Below are 22,547 nucleotides of genomic sequence, written 5' to 3' on the forward strand. Positions count from 1 at the left end.
CGCCACGCTCCTCTCGAGCCAGATCGTCCGGTCCTTTCGGTGTCGGCTGGCCGCACTAGGGACATTAGCCACGGAGGCGAATAAACGGTGGAGCGAACCAGCCGACCTATCAATCGTGACACTGGCTCAAATGGTGACACGTTCACTGGACCTGACAGGCAAGGGCCAGGCCAATCGGGCCGTGGGAAGGTCGGGTTCCCGCTGAGCGGCCCGTGCGACGGCCAGATGCGGGAGAACGGCATGCGTCTGACCGACATCGCCGAAATCATCGGCGTCGGTGCCAGCTGGCGACCGTTGGGATCGACCGCAACGATGGTGTGGGTGCGCTTGTGCGCATCGACTCAGCCGTACCGGGAATCGCCAACTCAACGCTGCCCTGCACCGGATCGCGCTGACCCAGGATCAGTACGAGGCGAGCGACGTGGACGAGATCGTCGTGGGATTGCTCCGCCCTCGACAGCATATGGCGATGTTCTCGGCGATCGGCAGGGTGACAGCGTTGATCTCGCGGCGCAGATTGTCCCGGGGGGAATCGCTCTCGGGCGGGGCGGTGAGAGCGTCGCACAGGTCGGTGACGTGTGCGTAGTCGTCGTTGCCCTGTGCGGACGGCGTCACAAACCTGCCTGCAGTGCCTTGTCCACGATGATCGTCGTTGTCCAGTTTCCGGGTGCGCCGGTAGGAATCTGTTCGAGAACGACACCGTCGACCAACCTCTGCAGAATAAACCAACTGAACGAGGTGGTACTGGTGTCGATCGCCGCCGACGTCGTCGCAGCGAGGATCATACGCAGGTCCTGGGTATCGATATCGACGGTGCACTGGAGAGCACTGAAGGGCAGGGCATGGCTCATGAGGGTTGCTGCGGCTTCGTCGGCCGCGAGAATGAGATCGTCTAGATCGCCCACCGCGAGCGCGTGTGGGATGGCCACTGCACGCACGAAAGCGCGCAACACCCTGAGCTGATCAGGCGATGCAGCAACGGATAGTGACGGCATAGTGGCAACGGGTGAATCGATCGCGCGCTCGAAGAGAGTCATGTGGGTGTACTCCTGTCCTTGTCCGGCCGCCTCCGGCACCAGACGGTTGTCGGTACCACGCGGCGCCGTGATCCGGGGAAGATATTTGCGGCTGTGTATTCGACCGCAGATTCGTTCGCACCACCGCAACTTCGGTGACCGATGCAGTTCCGGCGAAAGCAAGCGCTGCCGCTGATCCCGGCAATGCCGTTCCGATTCCGATTCTCTTGATTCCTATGAGCGTGAACACCTTTCGTGAGACATGGACACCTAGAACCCGTTGGTTGTTCACTGTGCGACGCGAAAGCGTTAAGTCGCGCGCTACCGCTGTGCGGTTGGTGCTGCGGACCGAACGATGGGGTAGGCGCATCTGAAATGGGCCCACCTCATCAGTTAGTGCCGTGTCATCTGCCACGACTACTTCTCATATTTGACACGAGGTGGTTCGGGCACATTCCCGAGGAGCTCTTCCAAGGATTGTTGACGATCGTGGTGTATGGCGAGGGCAGCGGGGTGCTTGCTGTGAGCGTCACGGTGGCTCCGCCGAGGACATCGGAGACCATGGCGGATGGGACTGTGATGCAGTAGCGTCCTTCTGAATCGGTGGGAACGCAGCTCTTAACCGCATTCAGGGCATGAACCGGTCGATGAAGGTGTTGCTGAAGATCCGGTGCGGGTCGTATTTGTCGAAAGTCCCCAGTGCGAAGTCCCAGTTCCCGTCTCCACCGGCCCGGAAGGTGGCAGGTATTGTGCGAGCAAGGAATTCGTCGTCCTGATATGCCGCATCGTTGGTGAATGCCCACCCCTTCGACCACTCCGGCCGGAAGGTGGCGTAATCCCCGGAGTAATTCGCGACCATCCAACGTTCCATCTCACGAAGGAATGCCGACAGCCCCCGCGTTCCGGGAATCGACACCACATTCATCCAGATCGCAGTGTCCCAATCATCACGATCTGCGCGGGGCCGAACTGCGGAGAGATCAGGCACTCCGGCACTGTCAACCAGGACTTCGTCATCATTGTCGACGCCGCACAGTCGCACTTCGAACGGCATGTTGACGGGGTACTGCCCTAACGAGGCGTAATGCGTCATCCGCTCATTCAGCCAACTCGTCATCTCGTGGACAACGCGGGCGATGTTGGACCGCTTGGTGATGACGGCGCCACCACCTGCGACGACACGCACAGTGGTGTGCCGCAGATAGAACAGGACGTCCTTGGACCAGCCCCACAGGTCGTCGGTATCAGTGAGCACGAGTCCGGCTGCGACGGCACCGAACTGCGAAGCTCCGAACAGCGGTGTAGCTGCTTGTAACCCCTTGGCCACCAACCCCAGCGGGGTGGTCACTGCTTCGGGGAGTGCGTCGGAGAAGAAGTAGTTGTACGGCCCGTGCACCTCCCTCGACTCGGGTGGCTTGACGGGCGTCGGTGTCCAGACTTTCAGCCACGGCGTCGCTGTGAACGGAAACCAGATGGCCTCGACGCGCCCGGATGCTTCGACAAAGCTCTCGTATGTCCGCCCCGGTGAGCCCGGCGGCGCAAAAAGCTCCTGCCAGGTGATGTCGGTAAAACTCTGGCAACGCAACCGGTAATTCTCACCGGCCTGCAGCGTCACAGAGGTCACGAAGGTACGTCCGAGGTGGGTCAGAAATGCTGTGCTCTCGAAGTCAGATCGCTTGAATTCGCGCAACTGGTAACTGTTCTCGGATGCGTCCCAGGCCACCACTGTCATGGCTGTGATGAGATTGCTCAGGGATCCGTACGACTGACCGGGCGTAATCGTCTCGCCGGCAGCCGGGTACGTAGCACCGTGCGCTCCAATCGCGAGGGCGCCCGCGATCGAGAGTTCTCCGATGGCCGGGGCATTGGCCCATCCGAGTCCTTGCTCTTGGAGCGCCGAGAGGATCTTTTCGATACTCGCGCCCGCGCCGGCGGTGACGGTAGCCGGCGCGCCATGCTGCACTGCAACCGAATTCAGATGCGCCATGGTATCCACGAGCAAGACACGATCGACCGGCGCGCCCGGGACAACCGTCAGGGGACTCCATCCGTGCATGGTCCCGCGCGCCCGCACCGTGTACCCGTGCTGATGCGCCCAGTTCGAGAGAACCACAACGTCATCGGCGCTTCGAGCGGTTGCCGTCCAGACGCTGTCGAGAACAATTTCCTTGGACCAGTTGGCGTATGCCTGCTGCGAGAGCGGAATGCCGGCCGGAAACTCGGGTGGAGGGGCGAGTGTGGACTGCGGACCCCACGGAACCGCTCCGGCCGGTGACCAGGACATCCCGGCAACTGCAACGGCCCCGACTCCGGCCGCCAAAAACCCTCGGCGACTCACCGATGCGGTGTTCGATCCTTGTTCCATTGCGTCTTGTTCCACTGAGTGCTCGCCTCTGCCGGGTCGGACTTACGTTAGAGATGAACCTAGAACAAGTTCTATTACGATGCCAGTGGTTCCGTAATATTGGTTTTGTTTTTTCCCACGTCGCGGCGGCGAAGGTGATGTCGGCGCCGTCGCGCTTCATCTGATCGACGGTGCGGAAGACGCGGGTCCGTTTGTGGTCGGAGTCGCGGCGCCGGGATTCGCGCAGGACGTCGGCGGGCGTGCGCTCTTCTCGCACATGGGGAAGTAGTCCCGCAGCAGACCGTTGGAGCTCTTCCAGACTCTTCCAGGAAGATTCGGCGAGCCCTCTGGCGTTGTTGACGAAATCAGCGGACAGTAAGGACAGTTCCTGCCTGTGCTGGCAGGACTGATCACCTGCCGGGCGCCCTCCCATTCGCGTCCGGCACGGTCATGTCGGTCGGCTGACGCTTCGAATCGCGACAAACGGTTCTGTCACCTCTTTGTTCTCGGAAGATCGGTGCAGATGCGCAGAAAATACAGCACCGCTCCGCCGGACCGCGGGATGCGGAGGGGTTCGGAGGCCGCGAGGACCGGCCGGTAGATCCATTCGTTGTCGGCGGAGACGAGGACGATCACGTCGCCGGGGCTGATGGTGCTGGGCTTGCCCAGGCGCAATGATCGGAGTTGGTACTTCGCTACCGGTTCGGCCGTAGTTCGTGTCCCGGGCCGGCGATCTTCGAGTAGGTGTTGTTCGGTGGGGCTGGGCTCGTAGTCGACGACGTGCTTGATAAACACTTACGACCGATAGGACGTTCTGGTATCCATGCTGGCCGAGGTCTTAGATTGAACGGCGCGTAAATCGCCGGCACTGCTGAGCTATCAGCAATACCGATTCGACTATGAGCCATGCGACCTTCATTCCTGGGCTGGATTCGCGTGGCCGAGGAGTCACGGCGACACGAATCGCCAGGGGCTTCCTGACCGGAAGGTGACACCAGAACGATCCAATCGGAAGGGCCGATCTGGTCTCCGAATCGCCAGTTTCCACCGTCATCTCCACATTTAGGCAGCCATCTATCTACCCTGCCGAAACATTCACTGCAACAATACTTTTGGAGGCACTGACTGTGTCAGATGGGATTGACTCCAGCTAGTTGCTGATCGCGATTGGGCGTGGCCATGATTGGCTGCGTGCCATAATGGCGTATGCGGTCGACCTGCTCTCTGTACATCGATGCCGGGTATCTCCTCGCCTCAGCTGCGACTCGTGTCACCGGTACTTCGCTGCGAGGCGGCATCCATGTCGACTACTCGAAACTGATCGGCTCACTGTTGGCAGCTGCGGAAGCACAGGCAGGACTGTCGATGCTGCGGGTGCATTGGTATGACTCGGCTCGCAACGGCATTCCGGATGCACAGCAGGAACGCATCGGCGAGCTCCCCAAAGTGAAGCTCCGACTCGGACGGTTCGGTGTCAACGGCGAGCAGAAAGGTGTCGACCTTCGTATCGGCCTCGACCTCGTGGCCCATGCACGCAACAGGGCATCCGACGTGTTCTTTCTCGTCTCCGGCGATGATGATCTCGCCGAAGCAGTCGAGGAAGCCCAGGTGCACGGAGTCCAGGTCCTGCTGCTCGCTGTACCGACTGTCGACGGTAAAGCGCATGGTGTGAGTCGGCACCTGATCCGGGCTGCCGATGAACTCGACAACATCGACGGCGCGGCGGTCGATGCAGCAGTGGTCAAAGTCGATCGCCAACCCATACCGGTGCCGATAGCCCCGCTCCGGCCGTCTACGTCAACTCCCGCCGTCGCGGCGGCGCGGCCATCTGCCCGAACCCCGCTGGACCTCGCGAAGGTACAGCACGTCCCGTCGGCTCCACGACCGAAAAGTGTTCTGGCCTACAGTGTTTCGACATTGTCCTCCGATCACAGCTCACCCGGGTACTGGGACGACAATGACGAGCAAGGTCAACTGATCGATGACGTTGTCACGCGGGTTCTCGCATCGTTTCAGGAGAGCGCCACCGGTGACGACCAACTCGAACTTCGGCGTGCGAGGCCATCGATTCCACCAGACATCGACCGCGCACTTCTGCTTGATGCCTGCGACGTGATCCAGAAGTACGACCTGGACGAGAGGATCCGATACCGATTGCGGGCGCGTTTCTGGACGAAGTACGACGAGTCCTCAGTGAGGGCGGAAGGATAACACGCCGGACCTCCAAACGACAGAGATATGGCGCCGGATGTCGTACACAGCAACAGTTGGCCTGGGCGCGAGTACGAAAAGGACCAGCGAAGTCCCCGCGAACGACCCCGATGCCGATCTTCGAAAGTGGTTGAGGGAGTGGTTTAACGTCAATGCACGCAAAGGGTGCAGGCGAGAGTGGGCAGATCTGCGTGCCGCGGGCTGGGTGGTCAACAAGAAGAAAGTTCAGTGACTCTGGCGCGAGGAAGGACTGGGGGTATAGATCCGCAAAATCTGTAAGCGGGCCGGCACCTCGACCACGCCGATCACGGAAGCGGATGCACCGAAGGTTGTGTGGGCGTTGACTTCCACTTTGACTCCACCACCGACGTCCGAAATTCTTTCGTCGTGTCGCGATGGTCGACGAACCTCCCAAGCACTGATATCGATCGGAGTGGCCCTTCACCGAGAGTCGATCGAACGATCGGCACGGCACCCCCCATCTCGAGATCTGCCACAAATTTCACTCGATCTCTGATCGGCACGCGCCAATTTAGTTTTGCGAAGCGATAACTTGAAGGTTGCTGGCTGTAAAGATGGAATCAAAAAAATCCATCTACAGCACGGAAATTTTCTGGAAAACGGGCCGCATTTTTAGTACTTTAGTACTACTTCCTCATACTTTAGTACTACTACTTTAGCATTAAAGATGCCGCTGATTACCATAGTTCGAAGAATGTGTCTCAAATTTTCGAAAATGCCAAAATTTGGAGGCTGGAAATTTTGTGGTTATCGAATCTCTGTCGGACATGCACTCGCAGCAGAGTCTGCGAAAAATAAAAATCTAGAACTGGTTCCAAAATTCGAAATTCTGGGTATAGTGATCCGCGTCACCAAGAAGAGGATTGAGGGACAGATGCCCAACTAGCGCAAATTTAACGAAACCCTCCCGGAACTAGAACACGTTGTATATGGTGGCTTTCATCGGGACATTCGACGAATATTTCGACAATGGGCAAGGGTGCCGATGCCACTCCGCGGTTGCCTAGATTGCGGTGTGAAATGGGGGCACTCCTATCTGATTCGCGACGGTTCGTTGCTATACGTTGGGAATTTGGGGAGAGGCCTTCATGGCGGTTAATTCGTTAAATTAGGGTGCAAACCGGGGAGACCCGATCCGCACATTCAAAATTCGAGAAGAAATCGTTTCAACGGACCTGAAAGGTTCATCAGAAAATGATTATCAAGCGCACTCTTATCGGAGCAGCCGCAGTTGCCTCTGCATCCGCTCTCATGTTCACCGGCGTCGCCCAGGCTGCCCCCGTAGTCAATATGGTGCCGACCGCCGATTACCTGGTCTGCGGCAACGTATCCACCGGGGGGTCGGCTTGGACGGAGACTGGTGCTCCGACCGGGACTGCGGTGCAGGGGGCCCAGGTGACGGGGTACCTCAGCTCGGGCGGCCTGACGAAGACCACAACTACGGATGCAAATGGCGGGTACTGCATCGAGGGTGACGCCTCCCTGGTGTCGGGCATTACGGGCGGCGGCTATGTGACTCTGACGGTCACGGATTTGTCCGGCACGCTGAACCCGGTTACGGGGCTCCCCTACACATCGACGCTGGGCTTCAACCCATGGAAGGGCGGGCCGATCTTGAAGTCGACTCAGATCAAGACGACAACCTTCCTGCAGCACAAGGTCTCGGGCCTCGACTCGGCCAACGAATTCCACTTCAAAGTCTCATAGAGGAGGGTCATGATTGCAGAGTTCATCAGGCTTTTGAGCAGCCTGGTCTATGGAGTGACACCGGTACTCGCCGGCTCTCTCGATGGCCTCAACACGATGTCCATGAACAGTTATTCAAGCGATGGGGGGAGCTGAAATGGGGTCCATAGCTGAGGCCACATCTTCACTCGGCCAGACGGTGATGCAGATGGTGCCTGTGATTTTCGACCTTCTGATCGTTGCCCCGCTGCAGCTGTCTATCGGATTCGAATAACACGAGAGGTATCCATGTCACTCCAAGCAATTTTCATTGACCTGATCGCAGTAGCCGAACAAACGTGGTACGGCTCGAGCGACGCGGTCATGACGTTCCTCATCGGACTTTCCTGACAGGAGGTATGCAATGTCATCTGATTTTTGGACCGGCGTTGTCAACATTGGCAACATCTTCGGCATCCTCCTGCTTTCTGGTATGGGCACCGCGTCCCAAGAAGGCGCAGGATGGTCGAGCCTTGAGTCACTGACCGGCAGCTAACTCTCAAAGCCGGCCCTCTACAAGGGTTGGAAGATGGGTTGGTGTACACAGATGGGCTCTATGTGGGGTAAACCCCGCATAGAGCCCATCTTCATTCAGGGGTTGAGGGAGACGCGCGAGATTCGGCGCTAAGGAATTACCGCAGATAGCGGCCATTTATCGGCTCTTCAACTTTATGCGGGCAAACCGCCTGAAATCTGATATTCGGCAACCCGCAACTTACGGGTGCCGTGAAAGCGTATCCGCCGAGCCGAGTTCTCGGGATTACGAAACCCACACGCCGAACGTTTCACGGTCTTGACCAACCGGTTGTAGCCCTCGGTCCGAGCATTCGTGATCTCGGTACACAGAAACGCATTGATCTCCGGCCACCACGCATCGACCGTTTTCGCCAACGTCAACAGTTCCGGGATATTCGAGTCCGCGCACCACGCGTAGAAATTGTGCAGCCGATGCCCGGTCAGATGTGGATCCCCACCGACCCGAACAGTCGAGAGCAGCGTGCGCAACTCCTCCTTCCCGATGTAGGCCGCAAGAATCTGCTGCGACGGGTCCTCGTCGATCAATGCGTTCCACATCCGGGTGAAGTTCTTGCCCGACAACCGTTCCCGACCGGTCAGCAACCGCTTGCGGTTGGCCCATTCGGGATCGATCTTGCCGCCTCGGCGGTCTTTGAGTTCCCACGTGACCCGCCGGCGGACCTTCGTCACCGCCGTGTTCGCGAGCTGGACGAGATGAAAATGATCGACCACCAAGACTGCGTTCGGCAACAATCCCGGCGTGCGGACCGCTTTCGCGTAGACCGCCGCCGGGTCGATCGCGACGTACTCGATGCCCTCGCGGAACTCGGGTGTTCGAGCGGAAAGCCAGTCGATCACGGTCTTGGAGGTGTGCCCTTCGGCTTGACCGAGGATCCCTTGATCGCCGGACAGATCGACGAACCCGGTGTCCCAGGGATCGACGCGTACCCATTTTCCGGTGTCCGCACATTGCTCCCACCTGGGCTTACCGCGTCGTGTTTCGTCGATGCCGAGTGCATGCACCGGGGTGGGTTCGAGCAACTGCGACTCGGCGTGGGCGACGAACGCCCGGTGCGCGGTCGGCCAGGACACGAAATGGGCGGCGGCGACTTCGGTGACTGCGCGGGCGGCGTCGCCGATCGCGGCACCCATCTGATTGCGGAGTCGGCCGGTGGTCCGTGCCCGAGCAGGTATCTGTCCGATGGTGTCGGTGAAGGTGTTGCGCTGACAGTAGCCTTCTCGGCATCTCCATCGAGTTTTGTTCCAGCGCAGAATGATTCGATCCTCACCGTAGGGGATGTCTTTCGGCGTGGCTTGATTGCTTAACGTGACCAGATCGTCGATCATGTCGACGGCCGGGTGCGGCTAGGACTCTTGCGTTGGTATCGCGGCTTGCCGCTGCGAGGATCGAGATTTGCAGGGACGTAGAGCTTGAGCCCGTTGACCATGTCGTGGGGATGACATGTGCAGGTAGCAGGCATTATCGGCGCCGGAAAATTCGGGTCCGACACCGCTTCGCGTGGTGCTCAATCGTCGAGCGGCCACTCGAGTTGTCCGTCGACGACACGGGGATGCCAGATGGAGAGGAAAGTGCCGCCGCCTTCGAGCTTTGATGCAAGATCAGCGAGAAAGGCGCCGGGATCGTTCCAGTTCGGCGAGGAGTCGAGGCCGTCCTCTCCGTGGTACAGGCCGAGGGATCCTCGAGCATCGCCGGGCCGAAGATCCACCACCAGAACACTATCGGGTGAGCCTGCTATCGGAATGAATTCCTTTACGAAACGGGACTGGAATGCGCCAGCGTCTCCCGCGCCGTCGTCGGGTTGATCAGCCCACGCCTCGAGCATCATTTTCCGGAAGTAGAGCATCTCGTCGAGGGAAAAGAAGGGCCCGAGGGGAGTGATCATCGTTCCGGGGGTGCCGTTCTGTACGGTGTAGAACTCTGCGAGTGTGGGTGTCCACGCGATCCCGGTCGCCTCGGCGTAGTGCCGCCACGCGTCTTCGCTCGGGGTAACGAATTCTGCGTTCCAGTCCGGTACACAGTTTTCGGACCATGAGGCGATTCGATTCCACTCCGCCGTGACCGACCCGCGCGCCGGTGTAGCGCGCGCTTCCGACTGCTGCCGCCGAATCCGGGAAGCCTCGAGTTCGCGGCGGTAGTTGTCTGCTTGGCTTCTGCGCTGGTCGATTGCGTCCTTGATCCGCTCGATCAGCACGTCGTCGTCGAGCAGCACCGAACTGGCAGTCGTCACGAAAACGTATGGAACGAAACGATCTTCGTCGACACCCAACTGGCAGGGATGCGCGCGAACATCTGGACGTGCCTTGTACACGGCACGGGCCTCGGCCAGCAGGTCCGCGAACGCCGTAGCGTTGTTCTCTGCGCTGCCCTGATAGGCCTCTGTCATTCCGTGGTCGTTATCGAAGGTCAACTTCCAGAAATACATATATCTCCTGAGCTCCCAGAGTGGCAGAATCGGCCCTGCTGGTGACCCTAATGCAGCTACAAACGCCGGCAGGAACCTCGTTGTACGCGTCCGGTGACGCACTCCCTCGTGCCGGGGCCGGCACAGTACGTCGCAGGTTCACACACCTGTCAGGGTGCAGGTTCGTCGGGCCAGGGCTCGACGTTTTCGATCATCCCAATGTCCGTCGTCGGCATGTCACGAAATGATGGGCACATCGATACGGTCCCGCGCGACAATAATTCCGTCCTTCACGACGAAACACTCCACGACGTGCTCACCCCGGAAAGTCGTCCGCTCCTGCCGGATGTTCGGCTGGCTCGACCCGACGATCTGCCCGCGAATCATGTTCCGCCGCTCGGCCTCTGTGCCACGGTTCAGCACTTTCCACTTCAGCTCGTACGGTCTGTCAGCGCTGCAATCGACGACCCTGAAATTGAGGTCCTTGTTCGCCTTCAGCAGGGTCCTGTTATGGAGCATCTCCCGCAGCGAGGTCGGTCGCCATCCGTTCTGGGTGACCTCGCAGTCGATGGTGACCGAGTCAATGATGTCGACCGGAAACATGCTCTCGATGAACTGCTCGGTGTCGTCGAACGAATGCACGGACTTGCTTGCCGTCAGCGGCACGAAAGTGCCGAACACCGCCCGCCACTTCTTGTTGGCGGACGCCTTGCCGTCGGCTTCGATCGCCTCGATGCAGCGGTTGTACGCTTTCTTCGCCTTCGGCTGGAACCGCGCTTTCACCTTCACCTGCTGGTTGCTACCCAGTGCGAGGTAGTAGCTCTTGTCGGGCTCGTCTGCGAGGAACTCAAAGAAGTCACGGGCCATGAGGTCGTACGAGCCTGTCCCCGCCGTGTCGTAGACGTCGGTCGTCGAGAAGAAGCGATGCACCAGGGTGTCGATGAGCAGCCCGCCCATAACCACGCCGTTCGCGTTCTTCCAGGCGCGGGCGATTCTCGCGAGGTAGCGCATGTTCTTCGAGGTGCGGTCGTTGCACTCCTTGGTCGCGCTAATCTCGTCGCGCGGCTTGGTGCGCTTCCAGTCCTCGGCGACGGTGTCCGGGTAGTCGAAGCTGCCGTCGTCGTTTTCGAAGGCTGGCTGGACTTCGAACTTGAACTTGTTGCTGGTGAACTGTACTCGGACAACGCATTGGTCGACGCGGACATCGGTGCTCGGGTAGCGCGCCTTCAGCACGTCCCTGACCCGGTTGAGGATCCGCCTCGGCCCGGTGTCGCCGTCGTAGCTCGAGCGCAGGCTGGGCGGGAGGATGTAGATCATGTCCAGGTCGGACACGCCCCGGATGGCCGTGTGCCGACCGTACGAGCCCACCATCAGCCGGTGCTCAGTCGAGCCCTCCTTGGATCTGAAATCCTTGTCAACGCTTTCGTGATCTCGTCCCTGCGCGAAGCGATCACGATGCTGCTGTCGCCGACCTTCAGGTTCTGGAGCAGGTCGTCGAAGATCTCTGAGCTTTCCATGGTCACGCTTCTCCCTGCCCGAGCCGGAGCGACTCGGGCAGAAAGAGGTCTATCTCGCGGGACGTGAACGTCATCTCCTCGTTGTCTTTGAGGCCGTCACTGGCCCTGCCAAATGCCTTGTCGCTCGTCCTGGGCGCATCGGCGTACGCGGCGCGTGTGGCCTCCTGGAGCTCATCGCGGCGCGCACGAGCGTCTGACGCGGAAGTCGCGCCCGACATCAGGTCGGAGATCAGCGACAGGTAGGACTCGCGGACGTTCCAGAGCCGTGAAGCAATGTCTCGGTGAGAGTCGGCTTCCTCCGAGAACTTGAAGGTCCTCGTGCCCAGACTCATCGCAGTGACGAGGAGCGCGATGAAGGACGTCGCGAGGCTCGCCAGCTGCGGATCCACCAACACTCCCAGCACCGACACCAGGAATGTGCCGGAGCTGATCGCCGTGAGGACGATCAACGCGGCCTGTTGCCATCGGTGTCGACGAAAGCAGATGTCCGCTTGCTTCTCGTGCGTCTTGTGGCTGTAGACCACCCGTCCGAACGCCTCGCGCACCTGCGCGAGCAAGTACGGATCGCAGCCAGTCACGGCTGTGTCCTCGCTCGTCATGTTTCTCCGATCATCGTCATCCGGGGCGGTGCGTCCAACAGGGGTACTCCCGGTCCCCTGTCTCCCGGAAGAGCGACGACTACCGACGATCGCTGCACATGCTCCAAGTATGGCTGGGCCCACCGACACACGAAGCGTGCCGGTCGTGGTCCTTACCGAGGTGGGTGCCGGAATCACTTTGTGGCCGAACGCACTCGCCGCACTCAATCACCTTGGATAAGCGATGGCATACGGAAGAGAACCACCCCGTGTTGGGTAGGCGGTATACACAATCGCCAGGGCTGAATTCGCCACTGACTGCCGTCGAGGAATGTCGGCACGTACGACACATATCTATTCCAAAACCCATAGTGCCCATATGGGGAGCATGCCGGTGAGACAGAGGTCAGGAACTTTCCCGGAGATACCCGGTCACACCGGCAAGTGAGCGCGTAGCTGAACGGATCCAGGCACGGGTATTGCGGGTGTGTCGAGCAGCTGTCTGCCCCGGTGATGAGAGTCGTGTCTTTCGGGCCGGCCGCTGCGCCGGCGGTGATTGGGTTGCGGCGCCGATGGTGGTGACACGAAGTGCACTTTGTTGATGTCCACGAGAGCGACACCGCCGATCAATGCCACAAGAAGCCAGAATGCTGCGACGAGAGGGTAGTAGCCGTGGCCCGCAAACAAACAGATATCCCCACCGCACGACTTTCGTTGTTGGAGGCGCGGTCTTGGTCACCTTGTTTGCCGCGGAGCACCGGTGCCGACGCTCTTCGGCTGGGTGTCCGTTGCGGTCATACACTGCCGCGAGCGCATGCCACGGTTGCGGGCTGGCACTCTCGTCGCGTCGTCGGTGTCGCTTCTAGACGGTGATCCGCAGGCGTCAGCGCAGGGTCAGAAATAAAAGTGGCCCTCAGGCGCGTACGTCCTGAGAGCCACTTTACGTATTAACGAGGCACCACAGTTTCCTGTGTCCGTCGTTCTCTGAATTAACTGTACCAATGCAGTCGCTCTGTGTAAAACGATGTGCGATCCCCACCATGCCTTGGTGAAATACCTGTGCGATCCAGAACGGGTGTTGGTGAAATGTCTGTGCGATCCCGAATTTCGTACCACATTGATGGTACGAACTGGTTCGTATGCACAATTGGCGGATGCCTACTCCCACCCGAACCGCGGCGATCGCCGAAACGCTGCATTCAGCGCGCTTCGCCCCCTACCGCGCCTACTGCGCAGGCAACGACCAGGAAGCGCTCAAACTGTATCGATGGAATCTGGAATTGTCAGCGGCATTTCACGAAGTCCTTTCCGTGACAGAGGTCGCTCTACGAAACGCCATCGACTGCCAACTGCGCATCTGGAACCCCGCGCAGGGGCAAGGATTTACGACGGACTGGGCAGTGGATGGCATGGCAGCACCGCTTGGATCTCTCGTTGGCCAGAAGCGCCTCGAGGTTGCCGAAGAACAGGCGGCTCGGGCGCAGAATCGGCGGTTGAAGGAACAGGATCACCGGCGGCACAAGATCGCGGTGGACCACAATGACCTATTGACGCAGTTTACTTTCGGGCTGTGGCGGGATTTGTTGCCGAACGGCAAGACCCAGGCACGTCGGGTGCTGTGGAACGAAGCGTTGGTCCATGCGTTTCCGCATGAAAACGATCCAACCGGCAGTCTTACGTTTCAACGGGTTTCTCGACTGCACGCTCTGCGGAATCGAGTTGGGCACATGGAACATTTGCTCTACTCGAAGCCTGGGAAGAAGCACCGCGATGCGTTGCTGCTCGTCCGGTCCATCTGTCCATCGACGATGGAATGGTTGTCCGGTGTCAGTCGTGTGCCGATTCTTCTCAAGAATTGCCCGGTGGAAAGCATCAGCTTGTGAGGAAATCGCGTCGTGTTCGCACCATCGCCAGGGCCTCGAGTCGTAGCATCTCGACCACCCGTCTTCACATAATAGAAAAACAACCGGTTCGCAGCGGTGGGGTTCGTCTGGGCCTGCGCCGCTCGTGCGGCGGGCGGGATCAGGTATTCGCATTCGCGAAATTCGAATCCGAACAGTCGACGGCCGACCAGCGTAGACGAACTCGTAGCCGAGACCGTCTACGCACTCGAATTGACACGGTAGCCACGAGTTAGGGGCAGAGAGTGTCGCCGACGTAATCGTGTTCGATTGCGTCCGCGAGAGATGCACGTATCTTCGTCCTGCGACTGTAGTTGTCTCGATAGCTGTCGACGACGAGCTCTCGAGCCTCGAGTATCCACCGCATGGACTCGCTGCCATCGAAACTTTTACGGGTGAGTGTGTCGAGGGATTGTTGGTTGGCTTGAGCGGTGTCTAGTATCCCTGCTTCGATGAGCGCTGATCGGATATCGTCGATCGACGGAGCATCGTCGCTTCCTTGTGCAATGGACGTTCTGTTTGATCGTTCGACGTAGTCTTCAAGTTTGTTGGTCGCGCGTGCCGCTATGATCCCGGAATCTGTTGCCGCAAGGCCGTTGAGGAAGGCACGCGTCGATCCTGGGTTGTGGTCGGCCATGAGGGCTTCGAGCTCTTGCCACACCGTTCGGTTCAGGTCGTTGGAACGTTCCATGAATGGCACCAGTGCGTCGGCGAGCCGGGTGATGTGACTTCCGATGGGACCTGTCACGAGCCTGAGAGCTGCGAGTATCAGGGTTTTTTCATATTTCGGTGCGGTGGCGGCAAACCCGTCCTCCAGGGCGTCGATCGCTAGAGCTGCGCCGGGCATCACGAGACGATGTACTGCGTTGTTGTGGTCTGCGTCGTTGAGTCGGCTCAGGATTGTGTCACGCAGACCGAGTCTTTCGGTAAAGATGTGGCCAGCGGCGAGCAGCCAGGTGTGTCGCCAGTGCGCGGAGGGGACTAGCAGTTCGAGTTTTTCGGGCGCGTCTTCACGTGTCATCAGACACCGAGCGGCGAAGAATTCGGCGAGGCTGCGGACTTCGAAAGCCACACCGTCCATCCTCGGGACGAGAAGTACCAATCGTTGTTGCGCGAGATGAAGTATCTGCTGAATCAGTTCGTCTTGGTTCGGATGTTCCTCGGATTCGAGGATGTTGCGGGCCACGGTTTCGAGTTCGTCGAGTGGCAGGATGGAGTCGGCTTCGCCGGCGCGCTCGGCGCGGGCGTGGATAGCCAGACCGCAGCGTTCGTGAAGCTGGTCGAACTGGGGGCGATAGCGCTCCAGGACGTCACCGATTCCTCTGGGTTTGTTGCATTCCCGTGCGTAGATGACGTCGTAGTAGTTCTTGAAGAGTGCGTATCGGCTTGCGGGAGCTTGGCGTCGTTGTTCGAGTAGGAGACTCAAGATTGTCACTTGCAGTGGTGACGTCATCAGACGCGCTGTTTCGTTACGTCGTGATGCTGCATGTAATCGGTCGAGAGTTTGTTCCTGTCGCTCGGGATTGTCCGGGAATCTCGATGCCAACAGTCGGGAGGCGTAGTGCACGGCGTCGTGTGTTGTCAGTGGGGTCAGATGTAGTTCCTGATAGTCGATTTCGTCGTCTCGCTCGAATCCGATCGGCCGTGACGTGCAGACGGTTAGTACATCTACTTGCAGCGCGGCCATCTCGGTCAGGAAATCTGCGATCCGGGTAGTTACTTCGTGGCGGTTTTCAGCGGATGCGACTTCGTCCATGCCGTCGAGTACGACGAGCAATGGCCATGCTGTGAGGAGTCGTGTGGCATCCGAAACACTGATCGGGTTTGAGCCGCGATGGTTGATCAGGTCGACGATATGTTGCAGCAGAGTCAGTTTCGTTGACGCGTTTACCTCGTCCGCGAACGTACTGAGCACCACTCGAACTGGAAGCCTGTGCAGGGTTGGGTTGGGCATGTCGGCGGCGTCAAAGGCTTCGCGGATCCGGCTTGCCCCTTCTGCTACTTGCCGGGTGACTCTGGCACCAGCCGTCTTTCGGACCAGAGCGACCCGATACACCTGACACAGGAGTCGTGTCAGTGTGGACTTGCCAGAGCCTGGACCGCCCAAAACTACTACTCGATCTCGCGCGGCGGGTGTGAGCGCGGGCGACAGAATTTGATCGCCCCGCTCGACGAGCATCCTCAACGCCAGCGACGGGGTCTCCTGCCCAGGGTTCAGCGAGGACGGGAGATCAACTGCAATTTCCGCCAATGCTAGCGGTGAGTTGGTGCTGTCGCCGGACTCACCGAGTTCGACCTTTGCGTCACTTGTAAGTTCACGCGCGACATGGCTGATCCATGCGGTCGCAAGCCGTGCATCAGACTCGGTGACCTGGTCGTAGAGCCGCGAGATTACATCTCCCGGCAACACCAGATCAGCGTAGCGACGGGAGACCTCGCCGTTGTTCTCCAACAGTCGGTCCAAGTATTCGGCGTGCCAAACATCGTAATCCCCAAAATTGGGCATCCCAATTTTGTGAGGTCTTCCGCGTTCGTCCTTTTCGGTCAGATCGCGATAATGTTCGAACAGTTGCTTGAGCCGGTCCAATCCGCCGCTCTCTGCCACTGAGGTGAGCGGTACGTTGGTGGCGATGATCAGGTAGTCGGGCTGATTCGAATACCGCTTCTTTTTCCGATCGATCCACGCATCGAGTTCAGCGGTGACTTGCTCGAAAAACCACTTCTGGTCCGCTGACGTAGTGGTCAGTCTCTCCTTGTACTTCGCTTGGATTACACCGTAGCCGTTCCATTTTCCTTTGCCGTCCATGTTGACCTCGCCGCGAAATGTCGCCTCGCGGCCACCATCTGGGCCGGCTCCGAAAATGTCAACCCCGTGCCCGAGATGTCCGAGTGTAAGGGCTTGTACAAGGTGCTCGAAGCGATTGTTACCCAGGCGGGTGAGGTCGTATGTCACATCGTCGACGCTAGCGTCATCGCGATGTGTCCGTTTATCGAGGGCCCAGGGAGAGCGGGTCGACAGCTGGAGCATGCGCTGGAAGATGGTCTTTGACCCCCTCGCTTGGTCTTGTCAGATGCTTTGGCGAACCGTGCCGGGAACTGCTCGCCCCACGGACTATCAGCAGTTGTTCGAGTTGGAAACGCAGCGACAGACTTCGGGGCGGCGTTAGAGGCGTGCCGCGTCAAGAGATGACCGGTCCGAGCTGGCCTGGCTGTTCCTGCACGCGGCACGCCTGCTCCAGACCATCCTCTCCGAAACGGCCCATAATCGTCATCTACACCGAAATAGACTCGGCCCGTTCGGTGTTGGTGTCTTGCCAGGGTGTGAGTGGGCATTGATCGTCGAGGCATAGCGTTCTGCCGGCGAGTTCTTCGTGCGAGTACGGGGTGGTTCGTGTGGGGAGGAGTTTGTGGGAGTTGAGTTCCAGGGCTGTGCACATGCCGTGGAAGTGGTGGGGGTCGAGGCGGTGTAGGTAGTCGAAGACGAAGGCGAGCATCTTCGTCGTTTCGGGGCGGTGCAGGGTTGTCCCCATGGTGGTTTCTTCGTTGTGGGAGTACCTGTTGAGGTAGGTGTCGAGGATGACGCGGGTGGGGTTGTCCGCGTTGTGGGGTAGCCCGGCTTTGAGGCTGTCGCGAAACTTGCCACCCATCTTTTCGGGGTGCCGGTGAGCGAGGAAGCCTTCGAGGAGACGTCGGCTGGTGTTTATGACAGCTTGAGTCGAGACCTATCGATCACCGCCGTGTTGCGACGACTGTTAGAACCTGACCCGCCCTACTGGACCTGAATGAGATTGACATATTCACCTCTCAAATCCACGACATCGGCCGGGGCTGTGACCGAGGTCGTGGTCACAGCCCCGGCCGAATACGTACTACTGTGCTGACTGAATCTCGGCTTCGAGCGTGGCGAGGTTGTTCTGCGCTGTGGCGATGAAACTGAGCGTACAAGCGGCGCAGTAGTGGAAAACATTGCGTTCGATCTTGAGCAGGAGGATTCGATCTCCCTTGAGTATCTCGTGGTTCTTGTTGCCCTTGCAGTAATGGCGCTTGCCCGCGACCCCCGTGGTGACTGATTTGAGTAATGATCGTTGGCTACCCATGGCGGAGTTCCTCTTCGACGCTCGCCATAATCTGGGGTAGCTCGTTGATGAGGTAGTCGAAGTCAGCCGTTGAATAGTCGCTGCGGTTGGTGGCGCCACTCGGGACCATCTTCTTGATTCGAAGGTCGATTGCGGACTTTACGACCTTGAAGTTTTCACGGGTCTTGTCAAGGTCTCGCCCGACGGGCTTTAGGCCGTGCTTGGTAAAGAATCTCCCGGCCTCCGTCTTCACGAGGCCATCTAAGAGGGCGCGCTTGGCTTTGCGCGATGCCTGCTTGGTTGGAGCAATGCGTTGTAGTCGGTCGAACTGCTCTCCGGTGTTGATGCCGGCGTCCTTCAGCACTGCAAGGGCTTCGGCCACCTTCGGGTCTGCGGTTAGGAGGATGAGGTTCTCCAGCAGAACGTCGTTTTGGGCGGTGATTACAGGCAGAGGATTGTTGTTGTTGCCCTGCTTGAGTTCACCTTGGAGGAGCTCACGGGTCGGCGTCGGCTCGACGAGAGTTTCGTCGATCAGGTTGGCGAAGAAGGACTGATCGGCCTCGGCGAATTGTTGGAAATCCGTCCAGACGCCGGTGATGTTGCCGCCCACGTGGAAGACGACGACACCCTCGTTCACTGGATCGAAGGGGTCTACACCGGGTATGACGCGCATGATGCGTCCCACGAACTGCATGAATGGCCCAAGGTTGCTGAAGATGCTGAATACGGCCGCGACGCTGAGGTATGGATGGTCGAATCCTTCGCCGAGCTTCCGAACCTGCACGATGACGTCGAGATCATGGTTCTCAAGCTTCTCGTGGACGCGCTCGTTCGCCTTCCCCGCGAGCTGGCTGTGAACGAAGTCTGCGCGCAACCCGAGTTCCCGATACTTCGCCACCACTTGCTGGCAGTGCGCCATATTCAGCGCGGAGGCGATGATCTTCAGACGCTGTTGCCCGGTGGATTCGCGCAGTTCTTGAAGCTTTCGGATGGAAGCTTCGGCGATGGTGGTGAGCGTTGCTTCGGAGCTGACGATGCTCCGCCGGAAACTGGCATCCTCTTCCCCCAACCGACGTACTTCGTCCAAGGTGACCTCGACCTCGGCTTCACCCTCATGACGGACGTAATGCAAGGTAGTCGGGTTGAGACGGTAGCCGTTGATGCGTTTGACGTATCCCTTCTCGACGGCACGAGAGATGGGATAGCTGTAGATGACGTCGCCTGTCATCACTTTGCCGTCGGCGCGGGCTGGGGTCGCGCTTACGTTGAGAATCCGTGCGTCCGGGAACTTGCGGCGCAGCACGTCCCAGCTTTCCGCGACATTGTGGTGCCCCTCGTCGAACTGGATCAGGTCAAAGAAGTCGGAGGGCAGTTGCGCGAGCCACTTGTTGTTTTCGCGCTGAAGCTGCTGGATGTTGGTGACAACGATGTCGGCTTCTTCGAGGTCGCCGATGTTGCCGGATGTCCCGCGGATCTCTGCGGGCTCTGGGAAGGGACCGTCTGCAAGTACCTTCCTTTTCAGGTAAAAGTACTTCGGGTTGCTGGGGGTGAGGTCGCCGAGTAGTTGGGCGGCGATTTTTACATTCGGGGCGACCAGCAGAACGCGCTTCGATTTTGCGGCGAAGGGAGCCAGGGCTAGTAGCCCGGACTTGCCGCAGCCGACAGGAAGAACCACCGACACCTCGCGTCCTTCGGCGGTGTCGAAGTCGTGGTTCGCGATGGCCTGGTAGGCGAGGATTTGCGGTTCCCGCAGTTCAGAGTTGTCCGCGACTGAGGGTTGAACGATGGCGTACTGGTCAATTTTCATAGAATGCTCCGAACATGGTTTCGAGGTGTTGGTGTCTGTGCTGGAGTGGACCCCACGGCAAGCGGGCTCCACTAGTGACCGAAACTTGCTGCCGTATACAGCCCTTCTCTGACGCATTGGGAGTGGGCAGTCACCCGGCCTCGCTGATCCAGTCCGTGATGCCATAGCGGATTGCCGGAGGAAGGGTACGTATTGTGAAATCTGTTATGGACCAACGAACTTGACTGCGAGGTACCGATCGGAGTGCCTCGATCGCTGCGATTGACATCTCTTCAGATTTGACGTCCTGGAGGACCGAGACCAGCACGTCCCGGACGTGCCAGCGGTTGTGGACGGGACCGATGACTGCGAGGGTTGCGACTGACATACGCAAGATGCTGGAGTCGGCTGTCATGTCGATGGTGCGGCGTAAGAAGTTGGCTAGAAGGTCGCAGTATTCGAAGGAGAATGACGTGTGTCTGACGTAGTCGGTAAATCGCAAGAAGAGGCGCCGGAAGGCGCCGCGGTCGTGGTTCCATAGGAATTCGATAGAGGACGAGGTGCACCACGGGAGGATCCGGCTCAGTGCTTTCATCTCGGCGTCAGATGTTTCGTCGAGACCCGTTGCCCACTCGATCATCTCAATCAGATCCGCGGCAGTGGTCGAGGGACTGAGCATTCGGTCACGGAGCCGTTCAGCTGTCTGTTCGAGTGATTCCCAGTTGTCGAATTCCTCATGGGTGTCGAGACTTCGTTCGAGCGCTTCAAGGAACTCCGTGGCGGAGCCGTACCGGCCGGCGGGATCGTTCGCAATAGCCCGCTCGACGATAGGCCGCAGTGGTCCAGGGGGTATTTCGGTGTTCACCGGGTATTCCTGGGTCACTAGTTCCTGGAGTATTTTGCCGAGACTGTAGACATCTGAGCGATGGTCCGCGCTACGTGCCTGTGCCCATTGTTCAGGGGCTGCGTAGACCCACGAGCCCATACCCGCTCGAAGTGTTGAGGTGAGCGGGGTCGTTCCCCTCTCTGCCTCCACAGCAAGGCCGAAGTCGGAAACAGCCCACTCGCCGTTCTCCAACCGCAGCACATTCGCTGGTTTCAGATCGCGGTGATAGATGCCGTTGCTGTGGGTATAGGTCAGACCGGCGCAGATCTGGCGCATTATATCTATGATCAGCGGCGGATTCCCGTCGATCTTCTCGGTGAAGTCGGCAAGACTGCCTTGGGCTAGCGGCATGGCGTACCAGATGTCTTGATCGTCGGTCTCCCCCTGCGCGATTACAGAGATCACGTTGGGATGCTCTAGTTCTTCCATTAGCCGTAGTTCGCGTTTGAAGCGGCTGATCGCCTCCGGATCAACCGCGGCAGTGTCGCGTAGTACTTTGATCGCGACCACGTCACTGGTCTTTCGGTCGGTTGCGCGGAACACGTCCGCGAAGCCGCCGCTACCTATGGCGGGTAGCTCGAGAACGAAGCGTCCCCCTAGTGTCCTCGTCGTCAGGTCAGATTTCGGTCGTCCAGCTTTCCGTTGACGCAGACCAGAGCTATTCCAGGCCTTGATGACATCCAGATCCCAGATTGGGCCTTGGGCGATCTCACCAACAGGATCTGGAAAGTCTGGTCGCTGACGCAGCATCGCGATGCGCTGCGGCGTCACGCCGAGCTCTTCCGCTGCCTCGCTTGTCCCACCGAGTCGCATTTGCCTCACCCTTCAATTAATAGTTGATTCTGAAGCAACCATATACCTGTTTTGGTTTAGCTGCCATAAACAATTGTTTTTGTTTCGGGCTCGCGTGATGCGGTAAAGGTTCGGCGGCTTGATGGGGATTCGCGCAGGAGCTACAGGGTCTTCAGCCTCGATGCTTATTTGCGCAATCGGGATGCCCGCGGCGGACCGATCGAGATACGAGGGTGAGGGCCGGCAGATGCGCCGACTGGGGTAGTGAGGTGGGCGCGTGAAAGTCGATTTTCGGGTGTTTTTGAATGTTGTTGTGTTTCAGTAACTTTGGGTGATCGGTTGGTGGGGAATTTGTTTCGGTGGTTACGCATGTAGGTGTTTTGGGTAGGATCGAATTATGTTGTGGTGGTTATGATTTCGAAATTTCGCGGTTCTGTGTTGTTTTGCGGTTTGGGGTGGGGTGCTGTAGGATGGGGAGCATGATGACGATGGGTTGACAGGCGCGAGACGGGGTAGCTTCGAGCGACCTCCGCTCCTCCCCAGCCTCGTTTGGTACTTGGGTACCGAATTCACAGTTCCGATCAAATCCTTTGGTGACAAAGACAATTCAGGAATTTAGAGGCGCGCAGCGACTCGATCGACGGCAGCCTGGCTGGACCCACTGCGAGCCGCGCAGCGGCTCCCTGGCGGGGAGCGAAGCGAGCCGCTTCCGTTCCCGATGCGGAGCGTCGGGAGAGCGCCGACGGCGAGCGAGG

Annotated in this window: 17 protein-coding genes and 1 pseudogene; 4 read left to right on the plus strand and 14 right to left on the minus strand. The window is 59.1% G+C overall.

What is annotated here, in order from left to right:
* Nucleotides 1-331 precede the first annotated feature (331 nt).
* Nucleotides 332-400: pseudogene (locus tag MTX36_RS28845) on the plus strand (hypothetical protein); the annotation flags it as partial.
* Nucleotides 401-402: 2 nt separating this feature from the next.
* On the opposite strand, the gene MTX36_RS28850 reads toward MTX36_RS28845, so the two are convergent.
* The 4 genes from MTX36_RS28850 to MTX36_RS28865 form a co-directional block, all read right to left on the minus strand.
* Nucleotides 403-615 (minus strand): hypothetical protein, encoded by a 213-nt coding sequence (locus tag MTX36_RS28850; protein ID WP_243623102.1) that lies wholly within the window; start codon nt 613-615, stop codon nt 403-405.
* A complete protein-coding gene (locus MTX36_RS28855; RefSeq protein WP_243623086.1) occupies nt 612-1,037 on the minus strand; it encodes an ATP-binding protein in 426 nt (141 codons plus the stop codon). The genes MTX36_RS28850 and MTX36_RS28855 overlap by 4 nt, the downstream gene beginning before the upstream one ends.
* A gap of 607 nt (nt 1,038-1,644) precedes the next feature.
* On the minus strand, nt 1,645-3,381 hold the full coding sequence (locus MTX36_RS28860) for a cholesterol oxidase substrate-binding domain-containing protein (RefSeq protein WP_243623087.1): 1,737 nt from the start codon (nt 3,379-3,381) through the stop codon (nt 1,645-1,647).
* Nucleotides 3,382-3,852: 471 nt separating this feature from the next.
* The gene (locus MTX36_RS28865) at nt 3,853-4,155 is read right to left on the minus strand and encodes a hypothetical protein (protein WP_243623088.1); all 303 of its coding nucleotides are present in this window, start codon (nt 4,153-4,155) and stop codon (nt 3,853-3,855) included.
* Nucleotides 4,156-4,566: 411 nt separating this feature from the next.
* Here MTX36_RS28865 and MTX36_RS28870 point away from each other — a divergent pair, with 411 nt between their 5' ends.
* The gene (locus MTX36_RS28870) at nt 4,567-5,571 is read left to right on the plus strand and encodes an NYN domain-containing protein (protein ID WP_243623089.1); all 1,005 of its coding nucleotides are present in this window, start codon (nt 4,567-4,569) and stop codon (nt 5,569-5,571) included.
* A gap of 1,215 nt (nt 5,572-6,786) precedes the next feature.
* Nucleotides 6,787-7,299, plus strand: a complete 513-nt coding sequence (locus MTX36_RS28875; protein ID WP_243623090.1) for a carboxypeptidase-like regulatory domain-containing protein — start codon at nt 6,787-6,789, stop codon at nt 7,297-7,299.
* A 687-nt stretch (nt 7,300-7,986) separates the two neighbouring features.
* Here the strand turns inward: MTX36_RS28875 and MTX36_RS28880 are convergent.
* The 5 genes from MTX36_RS28880 to MTX36_RS28900 form a co-directional block, all read right to left on the minus strand.
* Entirely contained in the window at nt 7,987-9,180 is a 1,194-nt protein-coding gene (locus MTX36_RS28880) for an ISL3 family transposase (RefSeq protein WP_243623091.1), read from the minus strand.
* Nucleotides 9,181-9,359: 179 nt separating this feature from the next.
* Nucleotides 9,360-10,238, minus strand: a complete 879-nt coding sequence (locus MTX36_RS28885) for a hypothetical protein (RefSeq protein WP_243623092.1) — start codon at nt 10,236-10,238, stop codon at nt 9,360-9,362.
* Between the two features lie 255 nt (nt 10,239-10,493).
* A complete protein-coding gene (locus tag MTX36_RS28890; protein ID WP_243623093.1) occupies nt 10,494-11,627 on the minus strand; it encodes a nucleotidyltransferase in 1,134 nt (377 codons plus the stop codon).
* Complete coding sequence (locus tag MTX36_RS28895; RefSeq protein WP_243623094.1) at nt 11,627-11,779, minus strand: hypothetical protein; 153 nt, start codon at nt 11,777-11,779, stop codon at nt 11,627-11,629. The genes MTX36_RS28890 and MTX36_RS28895 overlap by 1 nt, the downstream gene beginning before the upstream one ends.
* Nucleotides 11,776-12,372, minus strand: a complete 597-nt coding sequence (locus tag MTX36_RS28900) for an SLATT domain-containing protein (RefSeq protein ID WP_243623095.1) — start codon at nt 12,370-12,372, stop codon at nt 11,776-11,778. The genes MTX36_RS28895 and MTX36_RS28900 overlap by 4 nt, the downstream gene beginning before the upstream one ends.
* 1,133 nt (nt 12,373-13,505) lie before the next feature.
* Here MTX36_RS28900 and MTX36_RS28905 point away from each other — a divergent pair.
* Nucleotides 13,506-14,234 carry a hypothetical protein gene (locus MTX36_RS28905; protein ID WP_243623096.1) on the plus strand — a complete coding sequence of 243 codons (729 nt, stop codon included), beginning with the start codon at nt 13,506-13,508 and terminating at the stop codon, nt 14,232-14,234.
* 250 nt (nt 14,235-14,484) lie between these two features.
* Here MTX36_RS28905 and MTX36_RS28910 read toward each other — a convergent pair whose 3' ends face one another.
* The 5 genes from MTX36_RS28910 to MTX36_RS28930 all read right to left on the minus strand — a co-directional run bounded on the left by MTX36_RS28910 (nt 14,485) and on the right by MTX36_RS28930 (nt 21,813).
* Nucleotides 14,485-17,205: an NACHT domain-containing NTPase gene (locus tag MTX36_RS28910; RefSeq protein ID WP_243623097.1), complete on the minus strand. Its 2,721-nt coding sequence runs from the start codon at nt 17,203-17,205 to the stop codon at nt 14,485-14,487.
* A gap of 319 nt (nt 17,206-17,524) precedes the next feature.
* Nucleotides 17,525-17,899, minus strand: coding sequence for a hypothetical protein (locus MTX36_RS28915; protein WP_243623098.1), 375 nt, complete (start codon nt 17,897-17,899; stop codon nt 17,525-17,527).
* A 222-nt stretch (nt 17,900-18,121) separates the two neighbouring features.
* Nucleotides 18,122-18,349 (minus strand): hypothetical protein, encoded by a 228-nt coding sequence (locus MTX36_RS28920; RefSeq protein ID WP_243623099.1) that lies wholly within the window; start codon nt 18,347-18,349, stop codon nt 18,122-18,124.
* On the minus strand, nt 18,342-20,135 hold the full coding sequence (locus MTX36_RS28925) for a DEAD/DEAH box helicase (RefSeq protein ID WP_243623100.1): 1,794 nt from the start codon (nt 20,133-20,135) through the stop codon (nt 18,342-18,344). Before MTX36_RS28925 ends, MTX36_RS28920 begins: the two co-directional genes overlap by 8 nt.
* Before the next feature lie 130 nt (nt 20,136-20,265).
* Nucleotides 20,266-21,813 carry a serine/threonine-protein kinase gene (locus MTX36_RS28930; protein WP_243623101.1) on the minus strand — a complete coding sequence of 516 codons (1,548 nt, stop codon included), beginning with the start codon at nt 21,811-21,813 and terminating at the stop codon, nt 20,266-20,268.
* Nucleotides 21,814-22,547: the final 734 nt, after the last annotated feature.

It is taken from the genome of Rhodococcus sp. ARC_M6 (assembly GCF_022810305.1).
Lineage (GTDB): Bacteria > Actinomycetota > Actinomycetes > Mycobacteriales > Mycobacteriaceae > Rhodococcus_F.

Bases quoted from the DNA above. Each gene is read 5' to 3' on its own strand.
- MTX36_RS28900 (WP_243623095.1), bottom strand. From the start codon at position 12,372: ATGACGAGCGAGGACACAGCCGTGACTGGCTGCGATCCGTACTTGCTC.
- MTX36_RS28855 (WP_243623086.1), bottom strand. From the start codon at position 1,037: ATGACTCTCTTCGAGCGCGCGATCGATTCACCCGTTGCCACTATGCCG.
- MTX36_RS28860 (WP_243623087.1), bottom strand. From the start codon at position 3,381: ATGGAACAAGGATCGAACACCGCATCGGTGAGTCGCCGAGGGTTTTTG.
- MTX36_RS28875 (WP_243623090.1), top strand. From the start codon at position 6,787: ATGATTATCAAGCGCACTCTTATCGGAGCAGCCGCAGTTGCCTCTGCA.
- MTX36_RS28870 (WP_243623089.1), top strand. From the start codon at position 4,567: ATGCGGTCGACCTGCTCTCTGTACATCGATGCCGGGTATCTCCTCGCC.
- MTX36_RS28925 (WP_243623100.1), bottom strand. From the start codon at position 20,135: ATGAAAATTGACCAGTACGCCATCGTTCAACCCTCAGTCGCGGACAAC.
- MTX36_RS28885 (WP_243623092.1), bottom strand. From the start codon at position 10,238: ATGACAGAGGCCTATCAGGGCAGCGCAGAGAACAACGCTACGGCGTTC.
- MTX36_RS28890 (WP_243623093.1), bottom strand. From the start codon at position 11,627: ATGGTGGGCTCGTACGGTCGGCACACGGCCATCCGGGGCGTGTCCGAC.
- MTX36_RS28920 (WP_243623099.1), bottom strand. From the start codon at position 18,349: ATGGGTAGCCAACGATCATTACTCAAATCAGTCACCACGGGGGTCGCG.
- MTX36_RS28880 (WP_243623091.1), bottom strand. From the start codon at position 9,180: ATGATCGACGATCTGGTCACGTTAAGCAATCAAGCCACGCCGAAAGAC.
- MTX36_RS28915 (WP_243623098.1), bottom strand. From the start codon at position 17,899: ATGGGTGGCAAGTTTCGCGACAGCCTCAAAGCCGGGCTACCCCACAAC.
- MTX36_RS28930 (WP_243623101.1), bottom strand. From the start codon at position 21,813: ATGCGACTCGGTGGGACAAGCGAGGCAGCGGAAGAGCTCGGCGTGACG.
- MTX36_RS28905 (WP_243623096.1), top strand. From the start codon at position 13,506: ATGCCTACTCCCACCCGAACCGCGGCGATCGCCGAAACGCTGCATTCA.